This is a genomic window from Falsiroseomonas sp. (assembly GCF_051860665.1).
In the GTDB taxonomy this organism is placed as follows: Bacteria; Pseudomonadota; Alphaproteobacteria; order Acetobacterales; family Acetobacteraceae; genus Falsiroseomonas.
Window position 1 is genome coordinate 368,125 of record NZ_JBHYDM010000001.1, and the last position, 22,703, is coordinate 390,827.

The following is a 22,703-nucleotide window of genomic DNA, read 5'->3' on the forward strand; positions in this document are numbered from 1 at the left end:
ACCGCTCGCGTCAAGTTTTCTGCGTGGCGCTATCCCGCCGCGCGCCGCGTTTCGAAGGCGGTGATTTCGCGCTCCAGAGTCAGCGTCAGGCCGATTTCGTCCAAGCCACGCAGCAGACAGTCACGGGCGAAGCCGGGGACGACGAATTCATGCGTGGAACCGTCCGGCGCCGTCAGGATCTGAGTCCGCAGGTCAACCGAAAGTGTGGTGCCCGGCGCCGCCGCGATGGCGGCCCGCAGCCCGTTCACCGTCGACTCGGGCAGCCGCACCGGCAGCAGCCCGTTCTTCAGCGCATTGGAGAAGAAGATATCGCCGAAGCTGGCGGCGACGACGCAGCGATAGCCCATGGCGAGAAGGGCATAGACCGCCGCCTCCCGCGACGATCCCACGCCAAAATTCCGCCCGGCCACCAGGATGCCGGCCTGGTCGAAGGGCGGCTGGTTCAGGATGAAGTCGGGCCGCTTCGCGCCCTCCGGCGTGAAGCGCTGGTCGTGGAAGCCGTAGGTCGCGTAGCGTTCGTCGCGCGGGCGCCGCATGAAGCGGGCCGGCATGATCTGGTCCGTATCGACATTGGCGAGGTCGAGCGGTGCCGCGATGGCGGTGAGCTGGGTGAAGGCCTGCATCAGATCGCACTCACCAGGCGGCCGGCGACCGCCGAGGCCGCGGCCGAGGCCGGGGAGACCAGATGCGTCCGCGCCCCCCGCCCCTGGCGGCCGGCGAAATTGCGGTTGGAGGTGGAGGCGCAACGCTCCCCCTCCCCCACCGTCTCGCCATGCATGGAGACGCAGAGCGCGCAGGAGCTTTCCTCCCAGCGCGCCCCGGCCTCCTTGAACACGCGGTCCAGCCCCTCCGCCTCCGCCGCGCGCTTGACCCGGGACGATCCGGGCGAGACCAGCATGGGCACGGCGATGCGGCGGCCGCGCAGCACGGCGGCGGCATCGCGCAGATCCTCGATCCGCGCATTGGTGCAGGAGCCGAGGAAGACGCGGTCCAGCGCCACATCGGCCATCGCCTCCCCGCCGCGCAGGCCCATATACTCCAGGCTGCGCGCCCAGGCCTTTTTCCGCGCCTCGTCCGGCGCATCGTCCGGGCGGGGGACGCGGCCGGAGAGGGGCACCGCCTCCTCCGGGCTGGTGCCCCAGGTCGCCATCGGCCGGATCTGCGCCGCGTCCAGCGTCACTTCCGAGGCGAAGACGGCATCGGGGTCGCTGAACAGGCGGTCCCAGGCGGGGTCGGGCTGCGCCGGGGCATAGGGGCGGCCGGCGAGCCAGGCGCGTGTCACATCATCGGGCGCCACCATCCCAGTCCGCGCGCCGGCCTCGATCGCCATGTTGCAGAGCGTCAGCCGGGCTTCCACGGACAGCGCGCGCACGGCGGCGCCGGCGAATTCGATGGCGCCACCCAATCCGCCGCCGGTGCCGATGCGGGCGATGAGGGCCAGCGCCATGTCCTTGGCGGTGCTGCCGGCGGGCAGCGCGCCCTCGAAATTGCAGCGGATCTGCTTCGGCGGGGCCTGCCAGATGGTCTGGGTCGCCAGCACATGCGCCACCTCGCTGGCGCCGATGCCGAAGGCCAGCGCGCCGAGGGCGCCATGGGTGGAGGTATGGCTGTCGCCACACACCACCGTCATGCCCGGCAGGGTCAGCCCCTGCTCCGGCCCCGCGACATGCACGATGCCCTGGTCGGGGTCCGCCAGTTCGAAGGCGCGGATCCGATTCGCCCGGGCATTTTCCTCGAACGTCTCGATGATTCCCCGGATCTCGGGGTCCGCCACCTCCGGCGTGCTGCGGCCCACGGTGGGCGCGTAGTGGTCGCCGAAGCCGAAGGTCAGGTCCGGCCGGCGCACGGCCAGGCCGCGCGCCTTCAGGATGTTGAAGGCATGAAAGCTGCCTTCGTGAAAATAGTGGCGGTCCACATAGAGCAAGGCGAGGCCGTCATCGCGGGCCTGCACCACATGCGCGTCCCAGATCTTCTCGAAAAGCGTCTGTCCCATGAAAGGACTCATGGCGCCGGCTTGGCGGCTTCGCAAGAGCCGGGCAGGGTCTGGCGATGTGGAACACGCCCCCCGCCGTCATCACCCCGACCCTTCTCTCCCGCCTGCCGGAGGGCCTGCGCCGGCCACGCCGCAGCGCCTGGGCCGATGCCAACCGCGCCGGCGCGCCGGTGGATTCCTTCCTGGAAGGCCCTTGCTTCGACGGCGCCGGGAACCTGTTCTGCACCGACATCCCGCATGGCCGCGTCTTCCGCGTCTCCGGCAGCCATTGGGAGGCGGTGGTGGAATACGAGGGCTGGCCCAACGGCCTGGCAGCGCGGGAGGATGAGCTGCTGGTGGCGGATTATCGCCACGGCGTGCTGAGCCTGGACCCGCGGACCGGCGCCATGGCGGCGGTGGCCGAGAATATCCACAGCGAAGGTTTTCGGGGGATCAACGACCTGATCCTGCACCGGGACGGCTCCATCCTGCTGACCGACCAGGGCCAGACCGGGCTGCAGGACCCGACCGGGCGCGTGTGGCGGCTGCATCCGGATGGGCGGATGGACCGGCTGATCTCGAACGGCCCCAGCCCCAATGGCCTCACGCTGAACCGCGCCGGCACGCATCTGCTGGTGGCCATGACGCGGTCCTGCGAGGTCTGGCGCTTCGCCCTGCGGGAGGATGCGCTGGTGGCCAAGGCGAACCTCTTCTTCCGGGTGCCCGCCGGCACCTCCGGCCCCGATGGCATGGCGGTGGATGCGCATGACCGGCTGTTCGTGGCCAATCCCGGCCATGGCCAGGTCTGGGTGGTGGACCCGCATGGCCTGGCGACGCATCGGGTGGACTGCACGGGCTTCGGCCGCATGCCGACCAACTGCGCCTTCGCGCCGGATGGCCGCACGCTGGTGATCACGGAAAGCCAGTCCGGCAGCCTGCTGGCGGCCGAGATCCCGGCGGCCTGAGGCGAGGCGGGCCTTGACCGGCGCGGGCCGGCGGGGCTTCATGCCGCAATAACAGAACGGCGTTCCATCTGAGAGAACGCAGAAGGAAGCGCCATGACCCTCGCCCGCCGCAGCCTGCTCGCCGCCCCCGCCTTGATCCTTGCCGCCCCGCTGCGCGCCCAGGAGGCCTGGCCGAGCCGGCCGATCCGCATGGTGCTGCCCTATGCCCCGGGCGGCGCCACGGATGTCATCGGGCGGCTGGTGGCGGACCGGCTCTCGCAGCGCCTGCCGCAGCGGGTGGTGATGGAGAACCGCACCGGTGCCGGCGGGGCCATCGGCAGTTCCTTCGTCGCCAAGGCGCCCGGCGATGGGCACACGCTGCTGTTCCACAATATCGGCCATGCCGTGACCAAGGCGCTCTATCCGCAGCTGGACTACGACCCGGCGGCGGATCTCAAGGCCGTCTCCATTGTGGCGGAAAGCCCGATGGTGCTGCTGGTGCCGCCCAATTCGCCCTACCGGACGCTGGCCGACCTCGTCGCCGCGGCCCGCGCCAACCCCGAAAAACTGAGCTATGGCAGCACCGGCGGCGGTGGCGCCTTGCAGCTGGTCTCCCTGCTGTTCCTGCGGGCCGCCGGCATCAGGATGACGGAGGTGCCCTATCGCGGCGGCGCCCCGGCGGCGCTCGACCTCGCCTCCGGCACGCTGGACATGCTCTACGATGCGGGCCTCACCGGCTTCGGCCTGGCGCAGGGCGGCCGGGCCCGGGCGCTCGCCCTCTCCGGCCCCAGCCGCAGCCCGGTGATGCCGGATGTGCCGACCATGGCGGAGGCGGGCTTTCCGGACGCCACCTTCATGGTCTGGCAGGCGATCCTGGCCCCGGCGACCACGCCGGACCCGCTGCTCGCCCGCATCCAGGCGGAGGTTGCGGCCGTGCTGGCCGAACCCGTGACGCGCACCCGCCTGGCCGAGCTCGGCGCCGAGCGCCTGGTCGGCAACAGCCCCGCCGAAGCCCAAGGCTTCGTCACGGCGGAGATGGCCAAATGGGCCGTGATCCTGCGGGACGCCGGGGTGCGCGCCGGATGAGCGAGGGCGTCGCCGCCGTCGATCGCGCGCTGTCCATCCTCGGCGCCTTTCGCGAAGGCGATACGGCGCTGACATTGGCGGAACTCGCGGCCCGCACCGGCCTCTACAAATCCACCATTCTGCGACTGCTCGCCTCGCTGGAGCGCGGCCGCTGCGCCGCGCGGCAGGCGGATGGGCGCTGGGCCCTGGGGCCCATGCTGTTCCACTGGGGCGCGCTCTATGCCCGGTCCCTGCCGGTGGAGCGGCACCTGCCGGCGCTGCTGGCCGCGCTCGCCGCGCGCAGCGGGGAGACCGCCAGCTTCTGGGTGCGCCACGAAAGCCAGCGCCTGTGCCTGGCGCGGGTTCGCAGCCCCAACCGCATCGGCGACGACCTGGCAGCCGGGGACCTGATCCCGCTGCCCGCCGGCGCCGGCGGCCGCGTGCTGACGGCTTCCGACCCCCGCGCGCTCGGCGTGGTCGCCACCTTCGGCGAGCGCAACCCCGAGACCGCCGCCATCGCCGCCGCCGTCTTCGGCCCCGGCGGCAGCCTGGCCGGCGCGCTCGGCCTCTCCGGCCCCAAGGCGCGGATCGAGGCGCAGCACGCCGCGCATCTTGCCGCGGTGGCCGAAGCGGCCTCCGATCTCACCCGACGACTCGGCGGCGACCTGATGCCGCCCACCGGAGCATCCGCATGACCAGCCCGACCCCGCTCGCCGGGATCCGCGTTCTCGAATTCACCCATATGGTGATGGGCCCGACCGTGGGCATGACGCTGGCCGATCTCGGCGCGGAGGTCATCAAGGTGGAGCCCGCCCCTTCCGGCGACAGCACGCGCCGCCTGGGCGGGTCCGGCGCCGGCTTCTACGCCGCCTTCGGCCGCGGGCGGCGCAGCCTCTGCGTGGACCTGAAGCAGCCCGATGGGCTGGCGCTGGTCCGGAAGCTGGCGGCGAAGGCCGATGTGATCGTCGAGAATTTCCGGCCGGGCGCCATGGCCAAGCTGGGGCTGGGTTTTCCGGAGTTGTCCGCCATCAATCCAGGGCTGATCTATTGTTCCTGCAAGGGGTTCCTCCCCGGCCCCTATGAGCACCGCACGGCGCTGGACGAGGTGGTGCAGATGATGGGCGGCCTTGCCTATATGACCGGGCTGGAGGGGCGGCCGCTGCGGGCCGGGTCCTCCGTCATCGACATCATGGGCGGGATGTCCGGCGTCATCGGCATCCTGGCCGCGCTGGCGGAGCGTCAGCGCACGGGCCGGGGCGGCGAGATCCAGGCCGGGCTCTTCGAGACGGTGGCCCTGCTGATGGCGCAGCACATGGCGCAGACGAAGATCACGGGCGAGGCGCCGCCGCCCATGTCCATCCGCCGCCCCGCCTGGCCCGTCTACGACATCTTTTCCACGTCCGACGGCGGCCAGGTTTTCGTGGGCGTGGTGACGGATACGCAGTGGCCGGCCTTCTGCGCGGCCTTCGGGTTGGAAGAGCTGGCGAACGACCCGACGCTCAGCGACAAGAAGCAGCGCGCCGATGCGCGGGACCGCACCATCCCGCGCATCGCGGAAGTGCTGCGGACCTACACCAAGCCCGCGCTGATGGCGAAGTGCGAGACGCTCGGCCTGCCCTTCGCGCCGATCGGCAAGCCGGCCGAACTCTTCGAGGATCCGCATCTGCTGGGCTCCGGCGGGCTGGTGCCGATGCACCTGCCGGACGGCACGCCGATCGACCTGCCGGCCCTGCCCGTCTCCATCGACGGCGCCCGCCCCGGCGGCACCGGAGACCTGCGGCCGGTGGGCGCGGATGGCGCGGCCATCGCGGCGGAGCTCGGCTATTCCGAGGCGGAGATCGCGGCGCTGCGGGCGAGCGGCGCGCTGACCGGCTAATCCACCTTGATGCCGCCGGCGCGGATCACCTCCCGCCACTTGTCCAGCTCGCTGCGGATCATCGCGGTATAGGCCTCCGCCCCCAGCGTGCCGGGGCGCACGCCGATGCGGCCGAATTTTTCCGCAATCTCGGGGGAGGCCATGGCCTTGCCCATCTCCTCCTCCCACCGCGCCTTCACGGCCGGCGGAATGCCGGCGGCGGCGGAGAAGCCGAACCAGTTGGTGGAGGTGACGCCCGGGAAGCCGATCTCGGCAAAGGTCGGCACATCCGGCAAGGCGGGGGAGCGTTCGGCCTCGCTGGTCGCGATCGGGCGCATGCGGCCGGAGCGCAGGTTCGGCAAGGCAGTGGGCAGGCTCTCCATCAGCGCCGGAATCTGCCCGCCCATCACATCGGTCATCGCAGGCGCCGAGCCGCGATAGGGCACATGGGTCAGCTCGACTCCTGCGGCGCGGGCCAGAAGCTGGCCGATCAGGTGGTTCATCGTGCCATTGCCGCCGCTGCCATAGGTCATCTCGCCCGGCTTTGCCCGAGCTTGCGCCAGGAAGGCCGCGAGGTCCGGCGCCGTCACGCCCGGCCCCACCGCCAGGACGCTGGGGAAGGTGCCGACCAGGTGGATATGCGTGAAGTCGTTGACCGCGTCATAGGGCACGTTGGCATAGAGCACCGGCCCGATGCCGTGCGAGGCGGCGTTGGAGATCATCACCAGGTGCTGGTCGCCGCGCGCCTTGGCCAGCAGGTCGCTGCCCAGCATGCCGCCGGCGCCGGGCCGGTTCTCCACCACGATCGGCTGCCCGAGCTTCGTGCCGAACCACTCGGCCAGGATGCGGGAGAGGATGTCGGCCGCGCCACCCGGCGGGAAGTTCACGATCCAGCGGATCGGCCGCTCCGGCCAGGCCGCCTGCGCGCGGGCCACGGCGGGGGCGGCCAGCGCCACGGCGGTTCCGCCCAGGATCTGGCGGCGGGTGGGCTTGTGCATGCGAGAGGCTCCCTTGCGTCGCGCCGGGGAAAGCAACTTCGGTGCCGTAGACGAGGCGCGCCCTGCATGGTTCGGTGGCCCGCCGCACAACTGGTATCCCGGAGCATCGCATGGCCTTCGACCTGATCCTGCGCGAGATGCGCCTGCCTCATTCGGCCGCATCTGACCCGTTGATGGACATCGGCGTGCAGGCCGGCCGCATCGCCGCCATCGCCCCGCGGCTGCAGGCGGAGGCGGCGGAGACGGTCCACGGCCAGGGGCGGCTGGTCTGCGCCGGCTTCGTGGAAACCCACATCCACCTCGACAAGTCCTGCCTGTTCAACCGCTGCGCCTGCGAGACGACGCGCTTCCCGCACCTGGCCATGGAGCGCGTCTCCGCCATCAAGCCCGAGATCACGGTGGAGGAGGTGACCGCGCGCGCCGGCCGGACGCTGGAGATGTGCGTGCTGCACGGCTGCACCCGCATGCGCACCCATGTCGAGGTCGACCCGCGCATCGGGCTCCGCTTCTTCGAGGGCGTGAAGGCGCTGATCGATGCCTATGCCTGGGCCATCGATGTCGAGATCTGCGTCATGCCGCAGGAGGGGCTGACCAATAATCCCGGCACCGACGAGCTGATGGTCGCCGCCCTGCGCAATGGCGCCAGGGTGGTCGGCGCCGCGCCGAACTACGACAGCGACCGCGCCGCGCAGATCCGCCGTGTCTTCGAGATGGCCCGCGAATTCGACGTCGATATCGACATGCACCTCGACAGCGGCACCAGCGGCGAGGATCTCGACACGCTGCTGGTCTGTGACCTGACCGAGAAATACGGCTGGGGCGGGCGCGTCGCCATCGGCCATGTGACGAAGCTTTCCACCATGAAGCCTGCGGAGGTGGACAAGGTGGCGAAGCGCCTGGCGGATGCCGGCGTGGCGCTGACGGTGCTGCCGGCGACGGACCTCTATCTCGGCGGACGGCACCGGGATGCGGATGTGCCGCGCAGCGTGGTGGATGCGAACCGGCTGGTGGCGGCGGGCGTGGTCTGCTCGATCTCCTCCAACAATATCCAGAACCCCTTCACCCCCTATGGCGATGGGCAGCTGATCCGGCAGGCGAGCCACTACGGCAATATCATCCAGCGCGGGAACGCGGAGGATGTCCGCGCCATGTGGTCGATGATCACCGACGGCTCCGCCCGGCTGATGCGGCAGGAGGATTACGGCGTGCGGGAGGGGGCGCCGGCCGACCTGGTGGTGGTGGATGCGCCGGACGAGGTGCAGGCGCTGCGCGGCATCGCGCCGGTGCTGGATGCCTTCAAGCGCGGCCGGCGGACGGTGACGCGGGCGCCGGCGGTGCTGCACCGGCCGGGGTGAGGGTGGCGCGACCCCCCACCCAACCCTCCCCCCTGAGAAGGGGGGAGGGCGTTGTCGTCAGTGGTGGATGAAGACGGGGCAGCGGGCGCGGCGCAGAAGCTCGTGGGTGGCGCTGCCGGTCAGCAGGCGGCGCAGGCCGCTTTCCTCGAAGGCGCCGACCACCAGCAGCCGCGCGGCCATGCCCTCGGCCTCGGCCAGCAGCAGGTCGGCCGGGCGGTCGCCCACCAGGGCCAGCGGCGTCGCCTGCAGCCCGTGGCGGCGCAGATAGGCGCAGCCCTCCTCCGCCATGGCCAGCGCTTCCTCCCGCGTCTCGGCGGCGGAGGCGACGCGCACCGGCGCCCCTTCCGCGAGGCCGAGCAGGGCGAAAAGCTGCAGCGCGGCCATATTGGGCAGGGAGGCGTCGTAGCCGACCAGCACCGGGCCCTCGGCCAGCACCGGCTCGGGCGGGATCACCAGCAGGGGGCGGGCGCCGTCCATCAGCAGGCGCTCGATCACCGGCGCCACGCCCTCCTCCACCTCCTCCAGGCCCAGCGTGCTGTCGCGGCCGATCACCACCAGGTCATGCGTCGCGCCGGCGCGTTGCAGGGCCGGCTCCGGCGCCTCCTCCAGGCGGAGTTCGTCATAGGGATGGCCGGCGGCGGCGGCGGCGCATTCGGCCAGCGCCTGGTCCGCATCCTGCTGCGCCCGCTTCACCAGCGCGGCGTCGCGCCGCGCCTTGAAGGCGGCGCCGCCGATGGGCACGAATTCATGCTCGCTTTCGGTATGCGGGCGGTCGAGCACCACGGCCGCCGTCAGGCTGGCGCCGGTGCGACGGGAGAGGGCGAAGGCGGCATCGCGCGCCGCCTTTGCGCCCTGCGTGTCATCCAAAGCGACCAGAATGCTGCGCAGCATGCCAATTCCTCCTGCAACGGCATCCTAACGCAGCCGCGCCGGCCGCGGCACCCCGCACCCTCAATGGCAGGCCGCACAACTGCCGGCAGCCATGCGCCCGATCTGGCCCGGCTGCTGCTGGCCCTGCAGCAGCAGCCAGTGGCCGAGCACCGCGACGCCTGCCAGCAGCGCCAGCATCCCGATGAGCCTGAGCATCGCCCCGCCCTCCCCGCGATCGGGAGAGGTTAACCGGCCGGGCCGCCGGCGGGCCAGTTACGACAGGGGCAGGGTCACCGTGGCCGCAGCGCCCAGAAGCCGAGGGAGCAGACCAGCAGTCCCGCGGCGAAAGTGGTCAGCGCCGCAGCCGGTCCGCCCCAGGCGGCCATCACGCCGGACAGCGCCTGGAAGAAGGCGGCGCCCGAGAAGAAGAACAGGTTCGCCGCCGAAAGCGCCCGCCCCGCCTGTTCCGGCGGCACGGCGGAGCGCACGATGGAAAAGGCCAGCACCTGGAAGGAGATGACGGCGCCAAAGGCCACCAGCAGCGCCGCATCCCAGGCCACCGGCAGCACCGTGCGTCCGAGCAGCCCCGCCAGCCAGCCGCCCGGCCCGCCGCCCACGATCAGCAGGATGAAGCCGGCGCAGAGCAGGTGGCTGCCGGCCAGCAGGGCCGGCGCATGGCCGACCCGCCGCAGCACCAGGCCGGCCAGCAGCGGCCCGATGGTCAGCGCCACGGTGCAGGCCAGCAGCACATTGCCGGCGGCGACCCGGTCCAGCCCCTTGCCCTCCATCAGCCAGGGCCCGCCCCAGAGCCCCCGCAGCCCCAGCACCGCCGCGAAGGAGGCGAAGACGAAGATCATCACGCCGCGCAGCGCCGGCTGGGCGGCCATGCGCGCCACCTCCCGCAGATCCGCCCCCAGGCTGCGCGGCGGCTGCGCCGCGGGCCGGTCCCGCGGCACCAGCAGCGCCACCAGCGGCAAAGCGAGGGCCGCGATGCCGGCACAGGCCAGGAAGCCGGCACGCCAGTCCACCGCCTCGATCAGCAGGGCCAGCGGGCTGGCCGAGAGCAGCATGCCGGTATTGCCCACCGCCTGGATCAGCCCGGACCAGACCGCGAAGCGGGAGGTGGAAAGGCCGCGCGCGGCGAAGGTGATGGGGCACATCAGCATCCCCGAGCAGCCGGCGCCGAGCACCACCTGGGCCAGCAGCATGGACCAGGGCCCGGTCGCCAGCGCGCCCAGCACCGCGCCGCAGCCCGCGACCGTCAGCAGGCCGAGCGCCACGCGCTGCACGCCGAAACGATCGAGCGCGATGCCGACCGGCAGCATCACCACGGCGAAGGCGAGCGGGAAGGCGCCGGTGATCTGCGCCAGCGCCTCCGCCGTCAGGCCCAGGTCGCGCATCAGCACATCCGCCGCGACCGCCGGAATCGTCCGCACGGCGTTCGAAAAGACATGGCCGAGGCACAGCACCAGGATGGGCAGCGCCATCCCGGCCTGGGCGGGGGACATCACCTCAATTCCGGAACATCTTGCCCGGATTCATGATGCCCTTGGGGTCGAGGGCCACCTTCAGGCTGCGCATCACCGCCAGCGCCTCCGCCCCATGCTCCGTCTCCAGGAATTCGCGCTTGCCGAGGCCGATGCCGTGCTCGCCGGAGCAGGTGCCGCCCAGCGACAGGCCGCGCGCCACCACGCGCCGGTCCATGTCCCAGGCGCCTTCCAGCCCCTTCGGATCCTCCGGGTTGTAGAGGATCATCTGGTGGAAATTGCCGTCGCCGACATGGCCCACGATGCAGGTGGTATGGCCGAGTTCGGTGGCTTCCTGCTTGGCGCCCACCAGCGCCTCCGCCAGGCGGGAGATCGGCACGCAGACATCGGTGGTCAGCGCCTTGTGGCCCGGCTTCCAGGCGACCCCCGCCCAGTAGCTGTCGTGCCGCGCCTTCCACAGCTTCGTGCGCTCGGCGGGGTCGGTCGCCCAGCGGAAGCCGGACCCGCCATTTTCCGTCGTGATCGCCTCCACCAGCTCCGCCTGTTCCTTCACCCCGGCCTCGGTGCCGTGGAATTCCAGGAACAGGGTGGGAATGGGAAGAAAGCCTTCGAGCTTGGAGAAGGCGATGGAGGCGGCCATCATGTCGTCGTCCAGCAGCTCGATCCGCGCCACGGGGATGCCCAGCTGCATCACCTGGATGGTGCTCTCCACCGCGCCGGCCAGCGTTGGGAATTGCACCACGGCCGAGCTCATCGCCTCCGGGATGCCGTGCAGCCGCAGGCGGATCTTGGTGACGACGCCGAGCGTGCCCTCGCTGCCGATGAACAGCCGCGTCAGGTCGTAGCCATTGGCCGCCTTGCGGGTGCGGCCGCCGGTGGTGATCACCCTTCCATCCGCCAGCACCACCTCCAGCCCGAGCGTATTTTCGCGAATGGTACCGTAGCGGACGGCGTTCGTGCCGCTGGCCCGCGTGGCGACCATGCCGCCCAGCGTGCAATGGCTGCCCGGGTCCACCGGGAAGAACAGGCCCTTGTCCCGCAGATACTCGTTCAGCTGCTGGCGGGTGACGCCGGGCTCCAGCAGGCAGTCCATGTCCTGCTCGTTGACCTCGAGAATCGCGGTCATGCGCGAGAGGTCGAGGCTGATGCCGGCACGCACGGGGTTCACATGCCCCTCCAGGCTGGTGCCGGCGCCGAAGGGCACCACGGGCACGCCGTGCTGGTGGCACAGCGCCAGAAGCTGGCTGACCTCCTCGGTCGTCTCCACGAAGGCAACGGCATCCGGCAGGGTCGGCGTGGAGCTGTCCTCGCCATGGCTGTGCTGCTCGCGCAGCGCCGCATTTGTGGTGATGCGGTCGCCGAGGAACTGGCTGGCGGCGGCGATGACGGCGTCCACGGGGCGGGGGGAGAAGGTGTTCATGGGGCGATGGTATGGCAGGGGCCCCGTGCTGGGCTAGGGCCTGGGGACCGCGATGGGGCCGCAGCCCAACTGTTCCTAATCTCCAGGGCCCGACTTCGCCGCGGCGCCCAAACGGCGCCGAGGCGGCGATCAGAATTTGTAACCGCCTGCCTACAGTTGACTCGAGCCTTTAATGCAATATTCTTAATTGAGAACAATTTAGGATCGAATCTTGTGATCCCCGCGTCTTCTGTCCGCATCGCCGGTAACTCTCTCGCGCCGGGACGGCCCTCGCGCAACCGCCTTCCCCTCGCGGCCGCGCTCCTGGCCCTGCTGGCTGGCTGCGCCCCCATGCCACCGAATGTCGGCGGCGTCGCAACCACGGAACTCGACCCCTCGACCCGCGGCCCCGTCAGCGGCGTCGGGATCGAGAGCCAGGACATCCTGGCGATGACCGACCAGATGATGCGCGACATGCTGCAGAACCCCCTGCTGGCCAATCCCGCACGGCCGCCGCAGGTGATCGTCGATGCACAGTACTTCCAGAACCTCTCCTCACAGCGGCTGAACGTCAACGCGATCACGGACCGGCTTCGCATCGGCCTGTCGCGTGCGGCGCAGGGGCGGATGGTCTTCGTCTCGCGCGAAAGCTTCGGGGTGGTGGCCGATGAGCGCGCCATGCGCCGTGGCGGCCGCGTCGATGTCGGGACCTTGGGCCTGACGCGGGCCCAGGCGGGCGGCGATTTCCGCCTCGTCGGCCGGCTGAATTCGCTCGACCAGCGCAATCCGCGGACCGGCATGGTGCAGCGCTACAACCAGGTCACCTTCGAGATGATCGACCTGGAGCGCGGCGTCATCGTCTGGTCCGGACTCTACGAATTCGCCCGCGCCGCCGCCGACGACATCCTCTATCGCTGACAAGCGCGGGAACACGAAAAGAATGCACAACAGCATCGCCCTGCGCTCGGCCAGCCTCGTGGCGGCCAGCGCGCTCCTGCTCACCGCCTGCGTGGCGCAGCAGCAACGTCCCGTCGTCAGCGCCCAGGCCATCGACAGCTTCGTGGCGGACCATCCGCCGGAGCTGCGCCGGCTGAGCCGGCAGGTGCCCATCCAGGGCGACCAGCACCGCGCCCTGAACCAGATGCGCAGCGGCCTCGCCGCGCTCGACCTCGGCCGGCTGGACCTGGCGGCCGCCAGCTTCGACGACGCGCTGCAGATCATCGAGGCGATCTACGCCGACAATCCGGCGGCGGAGCGCGCGCGGTCCGTCTGGTATGCCGAGAGCACCAAGGACTTCAAGGGCGAACCCTATGAACGGGCGATGGCCTATTACTACCGGGGCCTCATCTACCTGATGCAGGGCGACTACCAGAACGCCCGCGCCTCCTTCCGCGGCGGCCTGCTGCAGGACACCTTCATGGAGGAGAATACGCGCATGGCGTCCGATTTCGGCGCCATGGCCTTCCTGGAAGGCTGGGCGGCCCGCTGCGCCGCCTTCGATCGCCAGACGGTCGAGGCCTCCTTCACCGAGGCGCGGAGCCGCAACGCCAATCTCCCGGAGCCGCCTGCCGAAAACAACATGCTGCTGATCTTCGAAGCCGGCACGGGTCCGAACAAGGGCACCGCCGGCTCGCGCAGGGAGCTTCTCAGCTACAGCCGCGGCAGCGTCCCCGCCCTCGCGCGCGCCAGCTTCCAGCTCGGCCCGACCAGCATCGCCGCCGCACCCGCCGAGGACCTGTTCTACCAGGCCGCAACGCGCGCGGGCCGCTGGGTCGACCTGATCAATCAGGGCAAGGTCGTCTACCAGACCAACACGGCCTTTGCCGGCGGTGCGGCGACCGCAGTGGGTGCGGGCCTCCTGGCGGCCTCTGCCTTCCAGGGCAACCACCAGGCGCAGACCAATATGGCCGCCGCCGGCGCGGCCGTGATGCTGGTGGGCCTGATCGCCCAGGCTGCCGCCGAATCCATGAAGACCGAGGCCGATGCACGGTTCTGGGACAATCTGCCCGCGAACCTGCTCTTCGGCACGGCGCCGCGCCCAATGACCCGCCCCACCACGAGACGTGGCCCGCAGCCCGCGCCCGTGCCGGCACCGACAACCGTCCAGGCCAGCTTCGAGCGGGGCGGCCGACCGATGCAGCGGGAGTTGGCGGTGCGCACCGCCGGGGCCTGCTCGATCGCCTGGGGCCGCGAGGTTCCGGCGCTCTCGGTGCCCGATACGGCGCCCTACACGCTTGCCCGTTGAACCGGAGAAGGACGGCGCCATGCCACGCGTGATGCGGCAGATCTCCCTCGGCGCGGCGCTGCTCGGGCTTGCCGCCTGTGCCAACCAGCCGCCACCGCCGCCGCAGATCTGCGAGGCACCGGCCTTCCACAATGCCGAGGCGGCGCTGGGCCGCGGCACCGCGCCCGCCTTCCCGCAATCCGCCACCGCCATCGACCGGCGCGGCGTGCGCATGGTCGATGACGCAAACAACCTGGTCCATGTCGAGGAGCTTCGCAGCGGGCGCCGGCCGAACGGCAGCGTCGAGGTGGCGGTCCGGCTGCTGAACTGCAGCGCCTTTCCGGTGCAGATCGAGGGCGCGATCCAGTTCCTTGATGCGGCGGGGGCGCAGACGGAGCCGCCCAGCGTCTGGAAGCGCGTCTTTCTGCCGCCGCGCAGCAGCCGCGACTTTTCGGAGATCTCGACCAATGCCCGGGCCGCGGCCTTCACCATCGATATCCGCAGGGGCAGCTGACATGACCTTGGCAATCCGCTCCTCCGCCCCACCGGCCCTGGCGCTGGCCGCCCTGCTGCTCCTGGCCTCGGCGGGCCCCGGCGCGGCGCAGGACCAGCCCCGCATCGGCCAGGACGGCTTCCGCCAGGGCGTCCCCGGCGTGCTGAGCCCGCCACGGCCGCCACGCCCGCCGCAGCCGGCGCCCGAGACCCCCTTTGCCAGCGCCTATCGCCGCGCCGGCAGCCCGCGGCTGATCCTGTTCTTCAACCGCGACATCTCCGCCATTCCGACGAGCGAAGCGCGTGTGCAGCGCCGCGACATCGCGACCCTTGAGCGCGACGGCCGGCTGACGCTGCGTGAACAGGCCCCCGCCGCGCCGGCCACCACAGTCGAACGGCCACCCCTGGGCCAGAGCAAGTCCACGCTGGAGGTGCAGGCCCAGCCTGATGCCACAGCCCCCGGCGAGACGGGGCCGCGGCAGGTCGAGGTGGGGGAGCGCCTGCGCCTGCAGAGCGAACGCCGCACGGAAGTGACCGTCGAACGCCAGGCCTTTGGCGCGCGCAACGCGCCAATGGACGAGGGCAGCCAATGGCTGTTCGAGACCGGCTTCACGCGGCGCCTGGCGACCGAGCGGGTGCGGATGGTGGACCGCGCCACGGCGCTGCGGATTTCCACCGCGGCCCGCAGCGTCCTTGATCCGCAGCAGCTGGAGACCGCGGCGATCCGGGAGCATGCGGAGGTGGTGGTGCTGGTGCGCGCCGCGCCGATGCAGGCGGCGCCGGGCGGCTCGATCTACCGGGTCACGGCGGTCGACCTGCGGCGCGGCACGATCCTGGCCGATGAGGTGATCACGCCGCCCGCCGTCGAGCCGGGCCAGCTTGCGGCCTCCAGCGGGGATCTGGCCGCCGCCGCCTTGATGCTGCAGCTGCAGAGCGAATGGTCCCCGCCGCGCTGAACCGCCCCCCCCCGCGTTGACGCCTTTCACCCCCGGGCCTAGCGTTCCAGTCATCATACAACCACCCTCGGGGGAACGTAGAAGATGGCAAACGGCGTCAAGGCGGCCTGGGCGGCAGGCAAGCCCGTGGTGAACGGGTGGCTGGCCATCCCGCATGGCTTCACGGCCGAAGTCATGGCCCAGGCCGGCTGGGACAGCCTGACCGTGGATATCCAGCACGGCGTGCAGGACTACATGTCCATGGTCGCCTGCTTCCAGGGCATGCAGCCGCATGGCGTCACGCCGATGGTCCGGGTGCCCTGGAACGAGCCGGGCATCATCGGCAAGGTGCTGGATGGCGGCGCCAAGGGCGTGATCTGCCCGATGGTGAACACCGAATCCGAGGCCCGCGCCCTGGTCTCCTACTGCCGCTACCCCCCGAAGGGCGCCCGCAGCTTCGGCCCGATCCGCTCCGGCATCTACGGCGCCGCGGCGGATACCAATGCGGCGAATGACGATGTGCTGGTCATCCCGATGATCGAGACCAAGACGGCGCTCGACAATCTGGAAGCCATCGTCAATGTCCCCGGCGTGGATGCGATCTATATCGGCCCCTCCGACCTCAGCCTCTCGCTCGGCATGGCGCCGCTGCAGGATCGGCGGGAGCCGGAATTCCTGGCCGTGCTGGACAAGATCCGCACCACCGCCCAGGCGGCCGGCGTGAAGGTCGGCATCCACACCATGACGGGCCAGTACTCGAAGGAGATGTTCGAGCGCGGCTTCAACCTGGCCACCATCATGAACGACAGCGGCTTGATGCTGACCGCCGCCCGCGCCCAGGTCGCCGTCGCCCGCGGCTGAGCGGACCAGTCCTCTCCCCCTGGGGGGGAGCGGCGCCCGGGCTCTGCCGCGCGGCGCGGCCGCGGCCAGGCGGGCCAGTTGCGGCGCCGGCGCCGCGCCCGGCTGCGGCGCCTCCGGCCGCAGGCGCCGGGTCAGGAACCAGGGGCTGTGCTGCAGCAGCGTCCCGCCCACCCGCGCCTCCACCACCAGGTCCTGGCCCTCGGCCAGGTCCAGCGGCGGGTCGAAGCGGTGGGTGAAGCCGCGATGGGCAAGCTCCGGCCGGGCGCGGCGCAGCCCGGCATGGCCGCGATCGGCCAGCACCTGCGCCACCGCCCGCCCATTCACCAGCAGCTCCACCGCGACGGGCGCCGCCGGCCGCCGCGCATCGAAGGCCCAGCCGCGCACCCCGGCGGCCCCGGCGAAGGTCAGCGCGCCCACCGGCGCCTCCGCCGCGAGGGGCGGGACGGCGGGCGCCGAGGGGGCGGCAGGCGAGGCCTCGCTCCGGCTGAAGCTGATGCTGTCGTCGAACAGGATCTGCTCGGCGTCCTTCAGCTCGATGTCGCGGTCGAAATCGGCCTGGCCGCCTTCCTCCAGGCTGACCCGCGCGCCGAATTCCTGGAAGCGGAGCGACAGGGCCAGGCTCTCCCCCGCCGCTGCGGGGAAGGGCAGCACGGTCTCGGCCCGCCAATGGCCCAGCGCCTTGTCGTTCAGCACCAGCCGCTGCCGCGCCTTGTCGAGGCGGAGATGCAGGATGCTGGTGCCGCGCCAGACATAGTCGATGGTGGGCGAGGCATGGCCGCCGGTGCGGGAGACGCGGAAGCTGTGGCGCTCGCCCACCTCGATCGGCTTCGCGAGGGTGATCTTCATCCTGGTCGGTCCGGAAGCTGGGGCGCTGCGGCTGCGATACGATCTAGACCACAGCTCGGCCGCGCCTGTCCATCGGCCCTGGCCCCGGCGGCCTGACGTTGACCGGAAGCGGCCTTCTCCTGTAACCGCCGAGCCCTAGGCTTGACCAGGCCTCCTGCTCCGGGTCTCAGCCCGCCACCCACGGGCCAGGGCCTTGCGGGCGGGATCCGCGGAGGCCATCCCGGGGTGATGGGGCCGGTCCCTGGTCCGCGATGCGCAGGAGAGACTTCGTATGGCCTTGCCGGGTGCCTCCGACAGCTACCTCTTCTCCCAGCGCGCCATCCGCGACAGCACCCACCTGGACTTCATCGACGGCGACGACATCCTGTTCCACGCCAAGCCGCTGCGGGCGCTGGGCTGGGTCGTCTTCAACAGCTTCCTGGGCGGCGCCTGGCAGCCCGAGGTCCGGCTGCCGCTGGAGCCGGCCGATTTCGAGGCGCCGATCCGGCTGCAGCTGGCGATCGGCGAGGGCGGGCTGCTGGTCCGGGTCAATGACCGGCCGGAACTGGCCTATCCGCTCGACCTCGCGCGCCTGGCGCTGGCCCGCGTCAAGCATGGCACGAGCATCACGCCCATCCTGCCGGAGGCGGAGGCGCAGGTGGCCACCCGCATCCTGGCCGCCGATATCATGCATCTGGCGGCGGAGGTGGTGCTGCCCGGCGGCGACTGGGCGAAGGCGGCCGCGCGCGATGGCGCCGCCTTCCTGCTCTCGGTCGATGGCCGGCCGGCCGGGCGCATGCCGCTGGCCGCGCTGCGCCTGCCGGCGGAGGGCGAGGCGGTTGCGCTGCGCATGACCTTCGGCCGCGGCGCCTTCGTCTGCGACGGCATGGTGGCGGAGCTGGCGCTGGAACGGCAGGGGGAGCGCTTCACCCTCGCCTCCGCGCCGCTGCGCTCGACCTTCACCGGCGGCCTCGACCGCTGCAACGAGAGCATGGTGCGGGGCTTTGCCGCCAATCCCGCGCTGCCCGGGCACCCCGTGATGGTGGATGTCTTCATCAACGGCGCCTTCCAGGGTTCCGCCCGCGCCGACCGGCCGCGGCCGGACCTGGCCGAATTCGGCGCCGACTATGCCCATTCCGGCTTCGAATTCACCTTCGCCCGGCCGATCCACCTGCCGGTCAGCGCCGATGCCTGGGTTTCCGTGCGGGTGCGCGACACGGATGTGGAGCTCGCCAACAGCCCCTGGTGGGTCTGCCGCGCGGTGACGCGCGAAAGCCTGCTGCAGCTGGATGCCCTGCCTGACGAGTCCATGGCCTTCGCGCCGTCGCGGGATGCCGCGGCGCGCGAGGCCGTGGAATAGACCCTGCCACCCACCGCGCCACGGGACCCGCCGCCATGAAGATCTGCGTCGCCTCGCCCGATATCGTGGGGCCGATCAAGAATGGCGGCGTCGGCACCGCCTGCACCGCGCTGGCCCAGGCTTTGGCCTCGGCGGGGCATGAGGTGACGCTGTTCTACACCTCGACCTATTTCGAGAACCAGGACCTGGCCTATTGGCAGGAGGCCTATGCGAAATCCGGTGTCCGGCTGATCGGCCTGCCGGAGCAGACGCTGCCGCCGGTGCACCGCACGCCCACCGTCTATGACCAGGACAATATCGCCCGCGCCTACCAGGTCCATGAGGTGCTGAAGCACAGCGACTACGACCTGATCCATTTCGTCGACTATATCGGCCTCGGCTATTTCACGGCGCTCGCCAAGTCCCAGGGCCTCTGCCTGCCGCATACCCGCATCGCGGTGACCACCCATTCGCCGACCCTCTGGTCGCGGCTGACCAATGCCTCCCCGGTCGATGACATCTCCTACATGGTGCGGGACCGCATGGAGCGCCGGCTGGTGGAGCTGGCGGACCTCGTCATCAGCCCCAGCCACTACATGCTGAAATGGCTGCGCGATGCCGGCTTCCGGCTGCCCGCGCGCCAGGTGATGCTGCCCAACCTGATGCCGGAACGCCTGCACGGCGCGCCGCCGCCGGCCGCGACCGAGGCCGGTCCGATCCGGGAACTGGTCTTCTTCGGCCGGATCGAGCCGCGCAAGGGCCTGCTGGTCTTCTGCGATGCCATCGACCGCATCAACGCGGAACTGCCGCCGGAGGTGAAGATCACCTTCCTCGGCAAGGCCGGCCGGGAGTATCCGCAGGAGGTGCTGGAGGCGCGGGCGACGAAATGGGGCCGGCCGGTCAGCGTGCTCTCGGGCCTCGATACCTTCCAGGCGGTGGACTATCTGCGCGGGGCGGGGCGGCTGGCCGTGCTGGCGGCGCTGCACGACAATTCGCCCTATACGGTCATGGAATGCGTCTACCACCGCATTCCCTTCATCTCCTCCGATGTCGGCGGGGTGGCGGAGCTGATCGGCCCGGCCAGCCGCGACGCGGTGCTGTTTCCGCCGACCCCGGCCGGACTCGGTACGCATATCCTGCGGACGCTTTCCGCCCCCGGCTTCGGCGCGGCCGAAAGCGCCTTCGACTTCGCCGCGCATCGCGCGCGGATGCTGCGCTTCCACACGGATCTCGCGGCCGAGATCGCCGCGGACCGCGCCCGCCCGACCGCCCCGCCGCCGGCGCGCCTGCCGCTCGTCAGCGTGAATATCCTGCACTACGAGCGGCCGGAGGGGCTGGCCCAGGCCATCGCGGCGCTGGAGGCGCAGACCTACCCGAATCTCGAGATCATCATCGTCGACAATGGCAGCCGCACGCCGGAGGCCGTGGCCTATCTGGCGCAGCTGGAGGCCAGCAGCCGCGGCAATCTTCACATCGTCCGATTGGGGGAAAACCTCTACGAGCCCGCCGCGCGCAATGCCGGCGCCTATGCGGCGCGCGGCAAATACGTGCTGTTCATGGACGACGACAATGTGCCGAAGCCGCAGGAGGTGGAGGTCTTCTGCCGCGCGGCGGAGACCGGCGGCGCCGATGTGCTGACCTGCTTCAACGACCATTTCGCCACCGAGGCGCCGCCGGCCGCGGACCAGGAGGCGCTGAAGCGCTTCGTGGTGATGGGCGACTTCGGGCCGCTCGGCCTGATCTGCAACAGCTATGGCGACCTGAACTCCTTCGTCCGCCGCGACCGCTTCCTGGAGATCGGCGGCTTCACCGTGGATGGCCGCTTCAACCATGCCGAGGACTGGCGCTTCTTCGCCAAGGCCTGGTCGAAGGGCCTGCGCGTGGACGTGGTGCCGGAATCGCTGCTCTGGTACCGCACCACCCTAGCCAGCTGGGGCAGCGGCTGGCGCAAGCGGGACCGCAACGGCGCGCTGATGCGGGCGGCGGAGATCTACCTGGAGACGGCGCCGGAGGCGGTGCGCCCCTTCCTCCTGCTGTCCCAGGGCCTGTTCTGGAAGGCCTCCTCCGCCGAGGGGGCGCGGCGCGAGGCGAGCCGGGAGGCGGCGGACCTGCGGCGGGAGGTGGCGCGGCTGACCGCGCAGGCCCAGGCGGCCGAGTCACGCGCGGATATGTTACAGGATGCTTATGCAGGGCTGTCGCAATTCGTGCTGCAGACGGTAGAACCCTCCGCCGGTGCCTCGCCCGAATTGCGGCGCGGCCTGGAACATGCGCGGCGCCTGGCCCGCAAGTTCGGCTGACCGACTGCCCTGCCCGCCCCTCTGAGGATCTGAGTTCGACATGGTGGATTCCCCGCCTCCGGCCGCGACTTCCGTCAAGCCGGACAGCGCCCCCCGGCGCTTCGTCTCGCGCGGCGAAATGGCTGCCCGCGCCCGGACCGAGACGCTGCCGGTGGCGGATCTGGCCAAGCTGGAACTGCGGCCGGGCACCTTCATCTACGACCACAAGGGCAGCCCGCTGCACTTCGCCTTCTACCTGAAGTTCACCGATCCCGGTCAGCCGCTGCTGGTCTTCGGCCAGGGCTTCCAGTCCCGCTCGGAGGTCCAGCTGCCGCGCTTCCAGCGCATGGACTGGGCCGAGGAGCTTCCCTACAACGTGCTGATCTTCAACGATCCCACGCTGTTCCTGCGGGAGGATATCAGCCTCGGCTGGTGCGCCGGCACGGCGGATGCGCCGGTGCTGCCGACGCATTGCGAGATCGTGGGCAAGGTGCGCGACACGCTCGGCATCCGCAACGAGAACATCCTCTTCTACGGCTCCTCCGCCGGCGGTTTCACCTCGCTGATGATGGCAAGCCGCATGCCCGGCGCCTCTGCCCTGGTGAACAACCCGCAGACCGATGTGCTGAAGTTCCGCCGCGGCGGCGTGCGGCGGCTGCTGGAGGTGGGCTTCGGCGGCATCCCGCTGGACCGCGCCAAGGCGGAATTCCCCGACCGCTTCTCCTTCGTCGCCAGCATCGCCGGCGGCGCCGCGGTGCCGCGCATCTACTACCTGCAGAACATCCTGGACGACGACCACTACACCGACCACCTGCTGCCGCTGCTCCACACGCTGAAGCTGCGCGCCGAGCACAAGCAGGAGATCGACCTGTCGCAGCGGTTCATCCTGGAGTTGTATTCCGACGCCAAGGCTCTCCATAATCCCGTGGGCTTCGACAAGATCCGCAATTGCCTGGAGCATATCCGCCCCTGGTTCGAAGGGGCGCCGGGCCAGGAATAGGACCCGGGCAATAAGGGGGTCGCGGCGCCAGGGACGCCGCGGCAGTGCATCGGCACCACGGGCGCCAAGCCCGGTGCCCCGCCCCGCCAGGGCACGTCCAGGAACATCACGGCCTTTTCCGGACGGGCTTGGAGTCTGCGCGGTGAGCGAATCGAATGTGAGGGAAGGCCCCCGGGCATCGGCGGGGACCCTGGCTGAACCAGGCCAGGACGGGCTGATGCTGCTGGCGGCGGACCGCTTCCACCTGGCCGGGGAGGCCGCGCCGGGTCGCTGGGCCGGGGCGCTGCTGCATGCGCTGCATGCGGGGCGCAGCCTGGGCCAGGCGCGGCTGCCCGAGGCCACCCAGGGCGGCCCGCTGCGCTTCCGCATCCCCCTGGCCGAGGCCGCGCTGGCGGAGGGGACCGAGATCGCCCTGGCCGTGGAAGTCGGGGGCGGGCTGCAGCCGCTGGCGCGGCGCCGCATCGCCACCCGCCTGGCCGGTGCCATCGATCGGTGCAACGAATCCCTGGTGCGCGGCTGGGCCGCCAACCTCGCCTGCCCCGACCTGCCGGTGACGGTGGAGATCTGGCTGGATGGCCAGATGGTGGGCAGCGCGCCGGCGGAGCGGCGGCGCTCCGACCTTGAACGCATGGGCCGCGAGCTCGGCGCCACCGGCTTTCTCTTCAAGTTCCCCCGCCCCCTGGCCCTGCCGCCGGGCCAGGCGACCGAGGTCAGCGTCCGCATCCAGGGCACCGGCATCACGCTGGCCAACAGCCCCTGGGCGCTGAGCCACCGCTTTGCGGAACTGCCCGTGCTGGGGCGCTGAA

General features: G+C 71.1%; 22 protein-coding genes. 15 read left to right on the forward strand and 7 right to left on the reverse strand.

Annotation, left to right across the window (positions count from 1 at the left end):
* Nucleotides 1–29: 29 nt before the first annotated feature.
* Complete coding sequence (leuD, locus tag ACTIF1_RS01615; RefSeq protein ID WP_439594615.1) at nucleotides 30–623, reverse strand: 3-isopropylmalate dehydratase small subunit; 594 nt, start codon at nucleotides 621–623, stop codon at nucleotides 30–32.
* Nucleotides 623–1,993: a 3-isopropylmalate dehydratase large subunit gene (leuC, locus tag ACTIF1_RS01620; RefSeq protein ID WP_439594616.1), complete on the reverse strand. Its 1,371-nt coding sequence runs from the start codon at nucleotides 1,991–1,993 to the stop codon at nucleotides 623–625. The genes leuD and leuC overlap by 1 nt, the downstream gene beginning before the upstream one ends.
* Before the next feature lie 56 nt (nucleotides 1,994–2,049).
* On the opposite strand from leuC, the gene ACTIF1_RS01625 reads away from it, so the two are divergent.
* The 4 genes from ACTIF1_RS01625 to ACTIF1_RS01640 all read left to right on the forward strand — a co-directional run bounded on the left by ACTIF1_RS01625 (nucleotide 2,050) and on the right by ACTIF1_RS01640 (nucleotide 5,857).
* A complete protein-coding gene (locus ACTIF1_RS01625) occupies nucleotides 2,050–2,937 on the forward strand; it encodes an SMP-30/gluconolactonase/LRE family protein (protein ID WP_439594617.1) in 888 nt (295 codons plus the stop codon).
* 93 nt (nucleotides 2,938–3,030) lie between these two features.
* Nucleotides 3,031–4,002 (forward strand): Bug family tripartite tricarboxylate transporter substrate binding protein, encoded by a 972-nt coding sequence (locus ACTIF1_RS01630; protein ID WP_439594618.1) that lies wholly within the window; start codon nucleotides 3,031–3,033, stop codon nucleotides 4,000–4,002.
* Complete coding sequence (locus ACTIF1_RS01635; RefSeq protein WP_439594619.1) at nucleotides 3,999–4,676, forward strand: IclR family transcriptional regulator; 678 nt, start codon at nucleotides 3,999–4,001, stop codon at nucleotides 4,674–4,676. The genes ACTIF1_RS01630 and ACTIF1_RS01635 overlap by 4 nt, the downstream gene beginning before the upstream one ends.
* Nucleotides 4,673–5,857 (forward strand): CaiB/BaiF CoA transferase family protein, encoded by a 1,185-nt coding sequence (locus ACTIF1_RS01640; RefSeq protein WP_439594620.1) that lies wholly within the window; start codon nucleotides 4,673–4,675, stop codon nucleotides 5,855–5,857. The genes ACTIF1_RS01635 and ACTIF1_RS01640 overlap by 4 nt, the downstream gene beginning before the upstream one ends.
* Here the strand turns inward: ACTIF1_RS01640 and ACTIF1_RS01645 are convergent.
* The gene (locus ACTIF1_RS01645) at nucleotides 5,854–6,834 is read right to left on the reverse strand and encodes a Bug family tripartite tricarboxylate transporter substrate binding protein (protein ID WP_439594621.1); all 981 of its coding nucleotides are present in this window, start codon (nucleotides 6,832–6,834) and stop codon (nucleotides 5,854–5,856) included. The genes ACTIF1_RS01640 and ACTIF1_RS01645 overlap by 4 nt on opposite strands.
* Nucleotides 6,835–6,944: 110 nt before the next feature.
* Here ACTIF1_RS01645 and ACTIF1_RS01650 point away from each other — a divergent pair, with 110 nt between their 5' ends.
* The gene (locus tag ACTIF1_RS01650) at nucleotides 6,945–8,189 is read left to right on the forward strand and encodes an amidohydrolase family protein (RefSeq protein WP_439594622.1); all 1,245 of its coding nucleotides are present in this window, start codon (nucleotides 6,945–6,947) and stop codon (nucleotides 8,187–8,189) included.
* Nucleotides 8,190–8,246: 57 nt separating this feature from the next.
* Here the strand turns inward: ACTIF1_RS01650 and ACTIF1_RS01655 are convergent, their stop codons facing one another.
* The 4 genes from ACTIF1_RS01655 to ACTIF1_RS01670 all read right to left on the reverse strand — a co-directional run bounded on the left by ACTIF1_RS01655 (nucleotide 8,247) and on the right by ACTIF1_RS01670 (nucleotide 11,966).
* Nucleotides 8,247–9,080, reverse strand: a complete 834-nt coding sequence (locus ACTIF1_RS01655; protein WP_439594623.1) for a universal stress protein — start codon at nucleotides 9,078–9,080, stop codon at nucleotides 8,247–8,249.
* A 60-nt stretch (nucleotides 9,081–9,140) separates the two neighbouring features.
* Entirely contained in the window at nucleotides 9,141–9,275 is a 135-nt protein-coding gene (locus ACTIF1_RS01660) for a hypothetical protein (RefSeq protein WP_439594624.1), read from the reverse strand.
* Nucleotides 9,276–9,349: 74 nt separating this feature from the next.
* On the reverse strand, nucleotides 9,350–10,567 hold the full coding sequence (locus ACTIF1_RS01665; protein WP_439594625.1) for an MFS transporter: 1,218 nt from the start codon (nucleotides 10,565–10,567) through the stop codon (nucleotides 9,350–9,352).
* Between the two features lie 4 nt (nucleotides 10,568–10,571).
* Nucleotides 10,572–11,966, reverse strand: coding sequence for an FAD-binding oxidoreductase (locus ACTIF1_RS01670; RefSeq protein ID WP_439594626.1), 1,395 nt, complete (start codon nucleotides 11,964–11,966; stop codon nucleotides 10,572–10,574).
* A 330-nt stretch (nucleotides 11,967–12,296) separates the two neighbouring features.
* Between ACTIF1_RS01670 and ACTIF1_RS01675 the strand changes: the two genes are divergently transcribed.
* From ACTIF1_RS01675 to ACTIF1_RS01720, 10 genes are all read left to right on the forward strand, one after another.
* Complete coding sequence (locus ACTIF1_RS01675) at nucleotides 12,297–12,863, forward strand: hypothetical protein (RefSeq protein WP_439594627.1); 567 nt, start codon at nucleotides 12,297–12,299, stop codon at nucleotides 12,861–12,863.
* A 22-nt stretch (nucleotides 12,864–12,885) separates the two neighbouring features.
* The gene (locus tag ACTIF1_RS01680) at nucleotides 12,886–14,190 is read left to right on the forward strand and encodes a hypothetical protein (RefSeq protein WP_439594628.1); all 1,305 of its coding nucleotides are present in this window, start codon (nucleotides 12,886–12,888) and stop codon (nucleotides 14,188–14,190) included.
* Nucleotides 14,191–14,209: 19 nt separating this feature from the next.
* Entirely contained in the window at nucleotides 14,210–14,683 is a 474-nt protein-coding gene (locus ACTIF1_RS01685; RefSeq protein WP_439594629.1) for a DUF1425 domain-containing protein, read from the forward strand.
* A 1-nt stretch (nucleotide 14,684) separates the two neighbouring features.
* The gene (locus tag ACTIF1_RS01690; protein ID WP_439594630.1) at nucleotides 14,685–15,617 is read left to right on the forward strand and encodes a hypothetical protein; all 933 of its coding nucleotides are present in this window, start codon (nucleotides 14,685–14,687) and stop codon (nucleotides 15,615–15,617) included.
* Between the two features lie 84 nt (nucleotides 15,618–15,701).
* On the forward strand, nucleotides 15,702–16,457 hold the full coding sequence (locus ACTIF1_RS01695) for an HpcH/HpaI aldolase family protein (RefSeq protein WP_439594631.1): 756 nt from the start codon (nucleotides 15,702–15,704) through the stop codon (nucleotides 16,455–16,457).
* Between the two features lie 147 nt (nucleotides 16,458–16,604).
* Complete coding sequence (locus ACTIF1_RS01700) at nucleotides 16,605–17,399, forward strand: hypothetical protein (RefSeq protein WP_439594632.1); 795 nt, start codon at nucleotides 16,605–16,607, stop codon at nucleotides 17,397–17,399.
* A 175-nt stretch (nucleotides 17,400–17,574) separates the two neighbouring features.
* Nucleotides 17,575–18,642: a hypothetical protein gene (locus tag ACTIF1_RS01705; protein WP_439594633.1), complete on the forward strand. Its 1,068-nt coding sequence runs from the start codon at nucleotides 17,575–17,577 to the stop codon at nucleotides 18,640–18,642.
* A 35-nt stretch (nucleotides 18,643–18,677) separates the two neighbouring features.
* Nucleotides 18,678–20,918 carry a glycosyltransferase gene (locus ACTIF1_RS01710; RefSeq protein ID WP_439594634.1) on the forward strand — a complete coding sequence of 747 codons (2,241 nt, stop codon included), beginning with the start codon at nucleotides 18,678–18,680 and terminating at the stop codon, nucleotides 20,916–20,918.
* A gap of 40 nt (nucleotides 20,919–20,958) precedes the next feature.
* Nucleotides 20,959–21,897, forward strand: a complete 939-nt coding sequence (locus ACTIF1_RS01715; RefSeq protein ID WP_439594635.1) for a hypothetical protein — start codon at nucleotides 20,959–20,961, stop codon at nucleotides 21,895–21,897.
* A 217-nt stretch (nucleotides 21,898–22,114) separates the two neighbouring features.
* Nucleotides 22,115–22,702, forward strand: a complete 588-nt coding sequence (locus tag ACTIF1_RS01720; RefSeq protein WP_439594636.1) for a hypothetical protein — start codon at nucleotides 22,115–22,117, stop codon at nucleotides 22,700–22,702.
* The last annotated feature ends 1 nt before the right edge of the window (nucleotide 22,703 follow it).

What these genes read in the sequence shown, in the direction of transcription:
- leuD (WP_439594615.1), bottom strand. Translation starts at nt 623, where the DNA reads ATGCAGGCCTTCACCCAGCTCACCGCCATCGCGGCACCGCTCGACCTC.
- leuC (WP_439594616.1), bottom strand. Translation starts at nt 1,993, where the DNA reads ATGGGACAGACGCTTTTCGAGAAGATCTGGGACGCGCATGTGGTGCAG.
- ACTIF1_RS01625 (WP_439594617.1), top strand. Translation starts at nt 2,050, where the DNA reads ATGTGGAACACGCCCCCCGCCGTCATCACCCCGACCCTTCTCTCCCGC.
- ACTIF1_RS01630 (WP_439594618.1), top strand. Translation starts at nt 3,031, where the DNA reads ATGACCCTCGCCCGCCGCAGCCTGCTCGCCGCCCCCGCCTTGATCCTT.
- ACTIF1_RS01635 (WP_439594619.1), top strand. Translation starts at nt 3,999, where the DNA reads ATGAGCGAGGGCGTCGCCGCCGTCGATCGCGCGCTGTCCATCCTCGGC.
- ACTIF1_RS01640 (WP_439594620.1), top strand. Translation starts at nt 4,673, where the DNA reads ATGACCAGCCCGACCCCGCTCGCCGGGATCCGCGTTCTCGAATTCACC.
- ACTIF1_RS01645 (WP_439594621.1), bottom strand. Translation starts at nt 6,834, where the DNA reads ATGCACAAGCCCACCCGCCGCCAGATCCTGGGCGGAACCGCCGTGGCG.
- ACTIF1_RS01650 (WP_439594622.1), top strand. Translation starts at nt 6,945, where the DNA reads ATGGCCTTCGACCTGATCCTGCGCGAGATGCGCCTGCCTCATTCGGCC.
- ACTIF1_RS01655 (WP_439594623.1), bottom strand. Translation starts at nt 9,080, where the DNA reads ATGCTGCGCAGCATTCTGGTCGCTTTGGATGACACGCAGGGCGCAAAG.
- ACTIF1_RS01660 (WP_439594624.1), bottom strand. Translation starts at nt 9,275, where the DNA reads ATGCTCAGGCTCATCGGGATGCTGGCGCTGCTGGCAGGCGTCGCGGTG.
- ACTIF1_RS01665 (WP_439594625.1), bottom strand. Translation starts at nt 10,567, where the DNA reads ATGTCCCCCGCCCAGGCCGGGATGGCGCTGCCCATCCTGGTGCTGTGC.
- ACTIF1_RS01670 (WP_439594626.1), bottom strand. Translation starts at nt 11,966, where the DNA reads ATGAACACCTTCTCCCCCCGCCCCGTGGACGCCGTCATCGCCGCCGCC.
- ACTIF1_RS01675 (WP_439594627.1), top strand. Translation starts at nt 12,297, where the DNA reads ATGCCACCGAATGTCGGCGGCGTCGCAACCACGGAACTCGACCCCTCG.
- ACTIF1_RS01680 (WP_439594628.1), top strand. Translation starts at nt 12,886, where the DNA reads ATGCACAACAGCATCGCCCTGCGCTCGGCCAGCCTCGTGGCGGCCAGC.
- ACTIF1_RS01685 (WP_439594629.1), top strand. Translation starts at nt 14,210, where the DNA reads ATGCCACGCGTGATGCGGCAGATCTCCCTCGGCGCGGCGCTGCTCGGG.
- ACTIF1_RS01690 (WP_439594630.1), top strand. Translation starts at nt 14,685, where the DNA reads ATGACCTTGGCAATCCGCTCCTCCGCCCCACCGGCCCTGGCGCTGGCC.
- ACTIF1_RS01695 (WP_439594631.1), top strand. Translation starts at nt 15,702, where the DNA reads ATGGCAAACGGCGTCAAGGCGGCCTGGGCGGCAGGCAAGCCCGTGGTG.
- ACTIF1_RS01705 (WP_439594633.1), top strand. Translation starts at nt 17,575, where the DNA reads ATGGCCTTGCCGGGTGCCTCCGACAGCTACCTCTTCTCCCAGCGCGCC.
- ACTIF1_RS01710 (WP_439594634.1), top strand. Translation starts at nt 18,678, where the DNA reads ATGAAGATCTGCGTCGCCTCGCCCGATATCGTGGGGCCGATCAAGAAT.
- ACTIF1_RS01715 (WP_439594635.1), top strand. Translation starts at nt 20,959, where the DNA reads ATGGTGGATTCCCCGCCTCCGGCCGCGACTTCCGTCAAGCCGGACAGC.
- ACTIF1_RS01720 (WP_439594636.1), top strand. Translation starts at nt 22,115, where the DNA reads ATGCTGCTGGCGGCGGACCGCTTCCACCTGGCCGGGGAGGCCGCGCCG.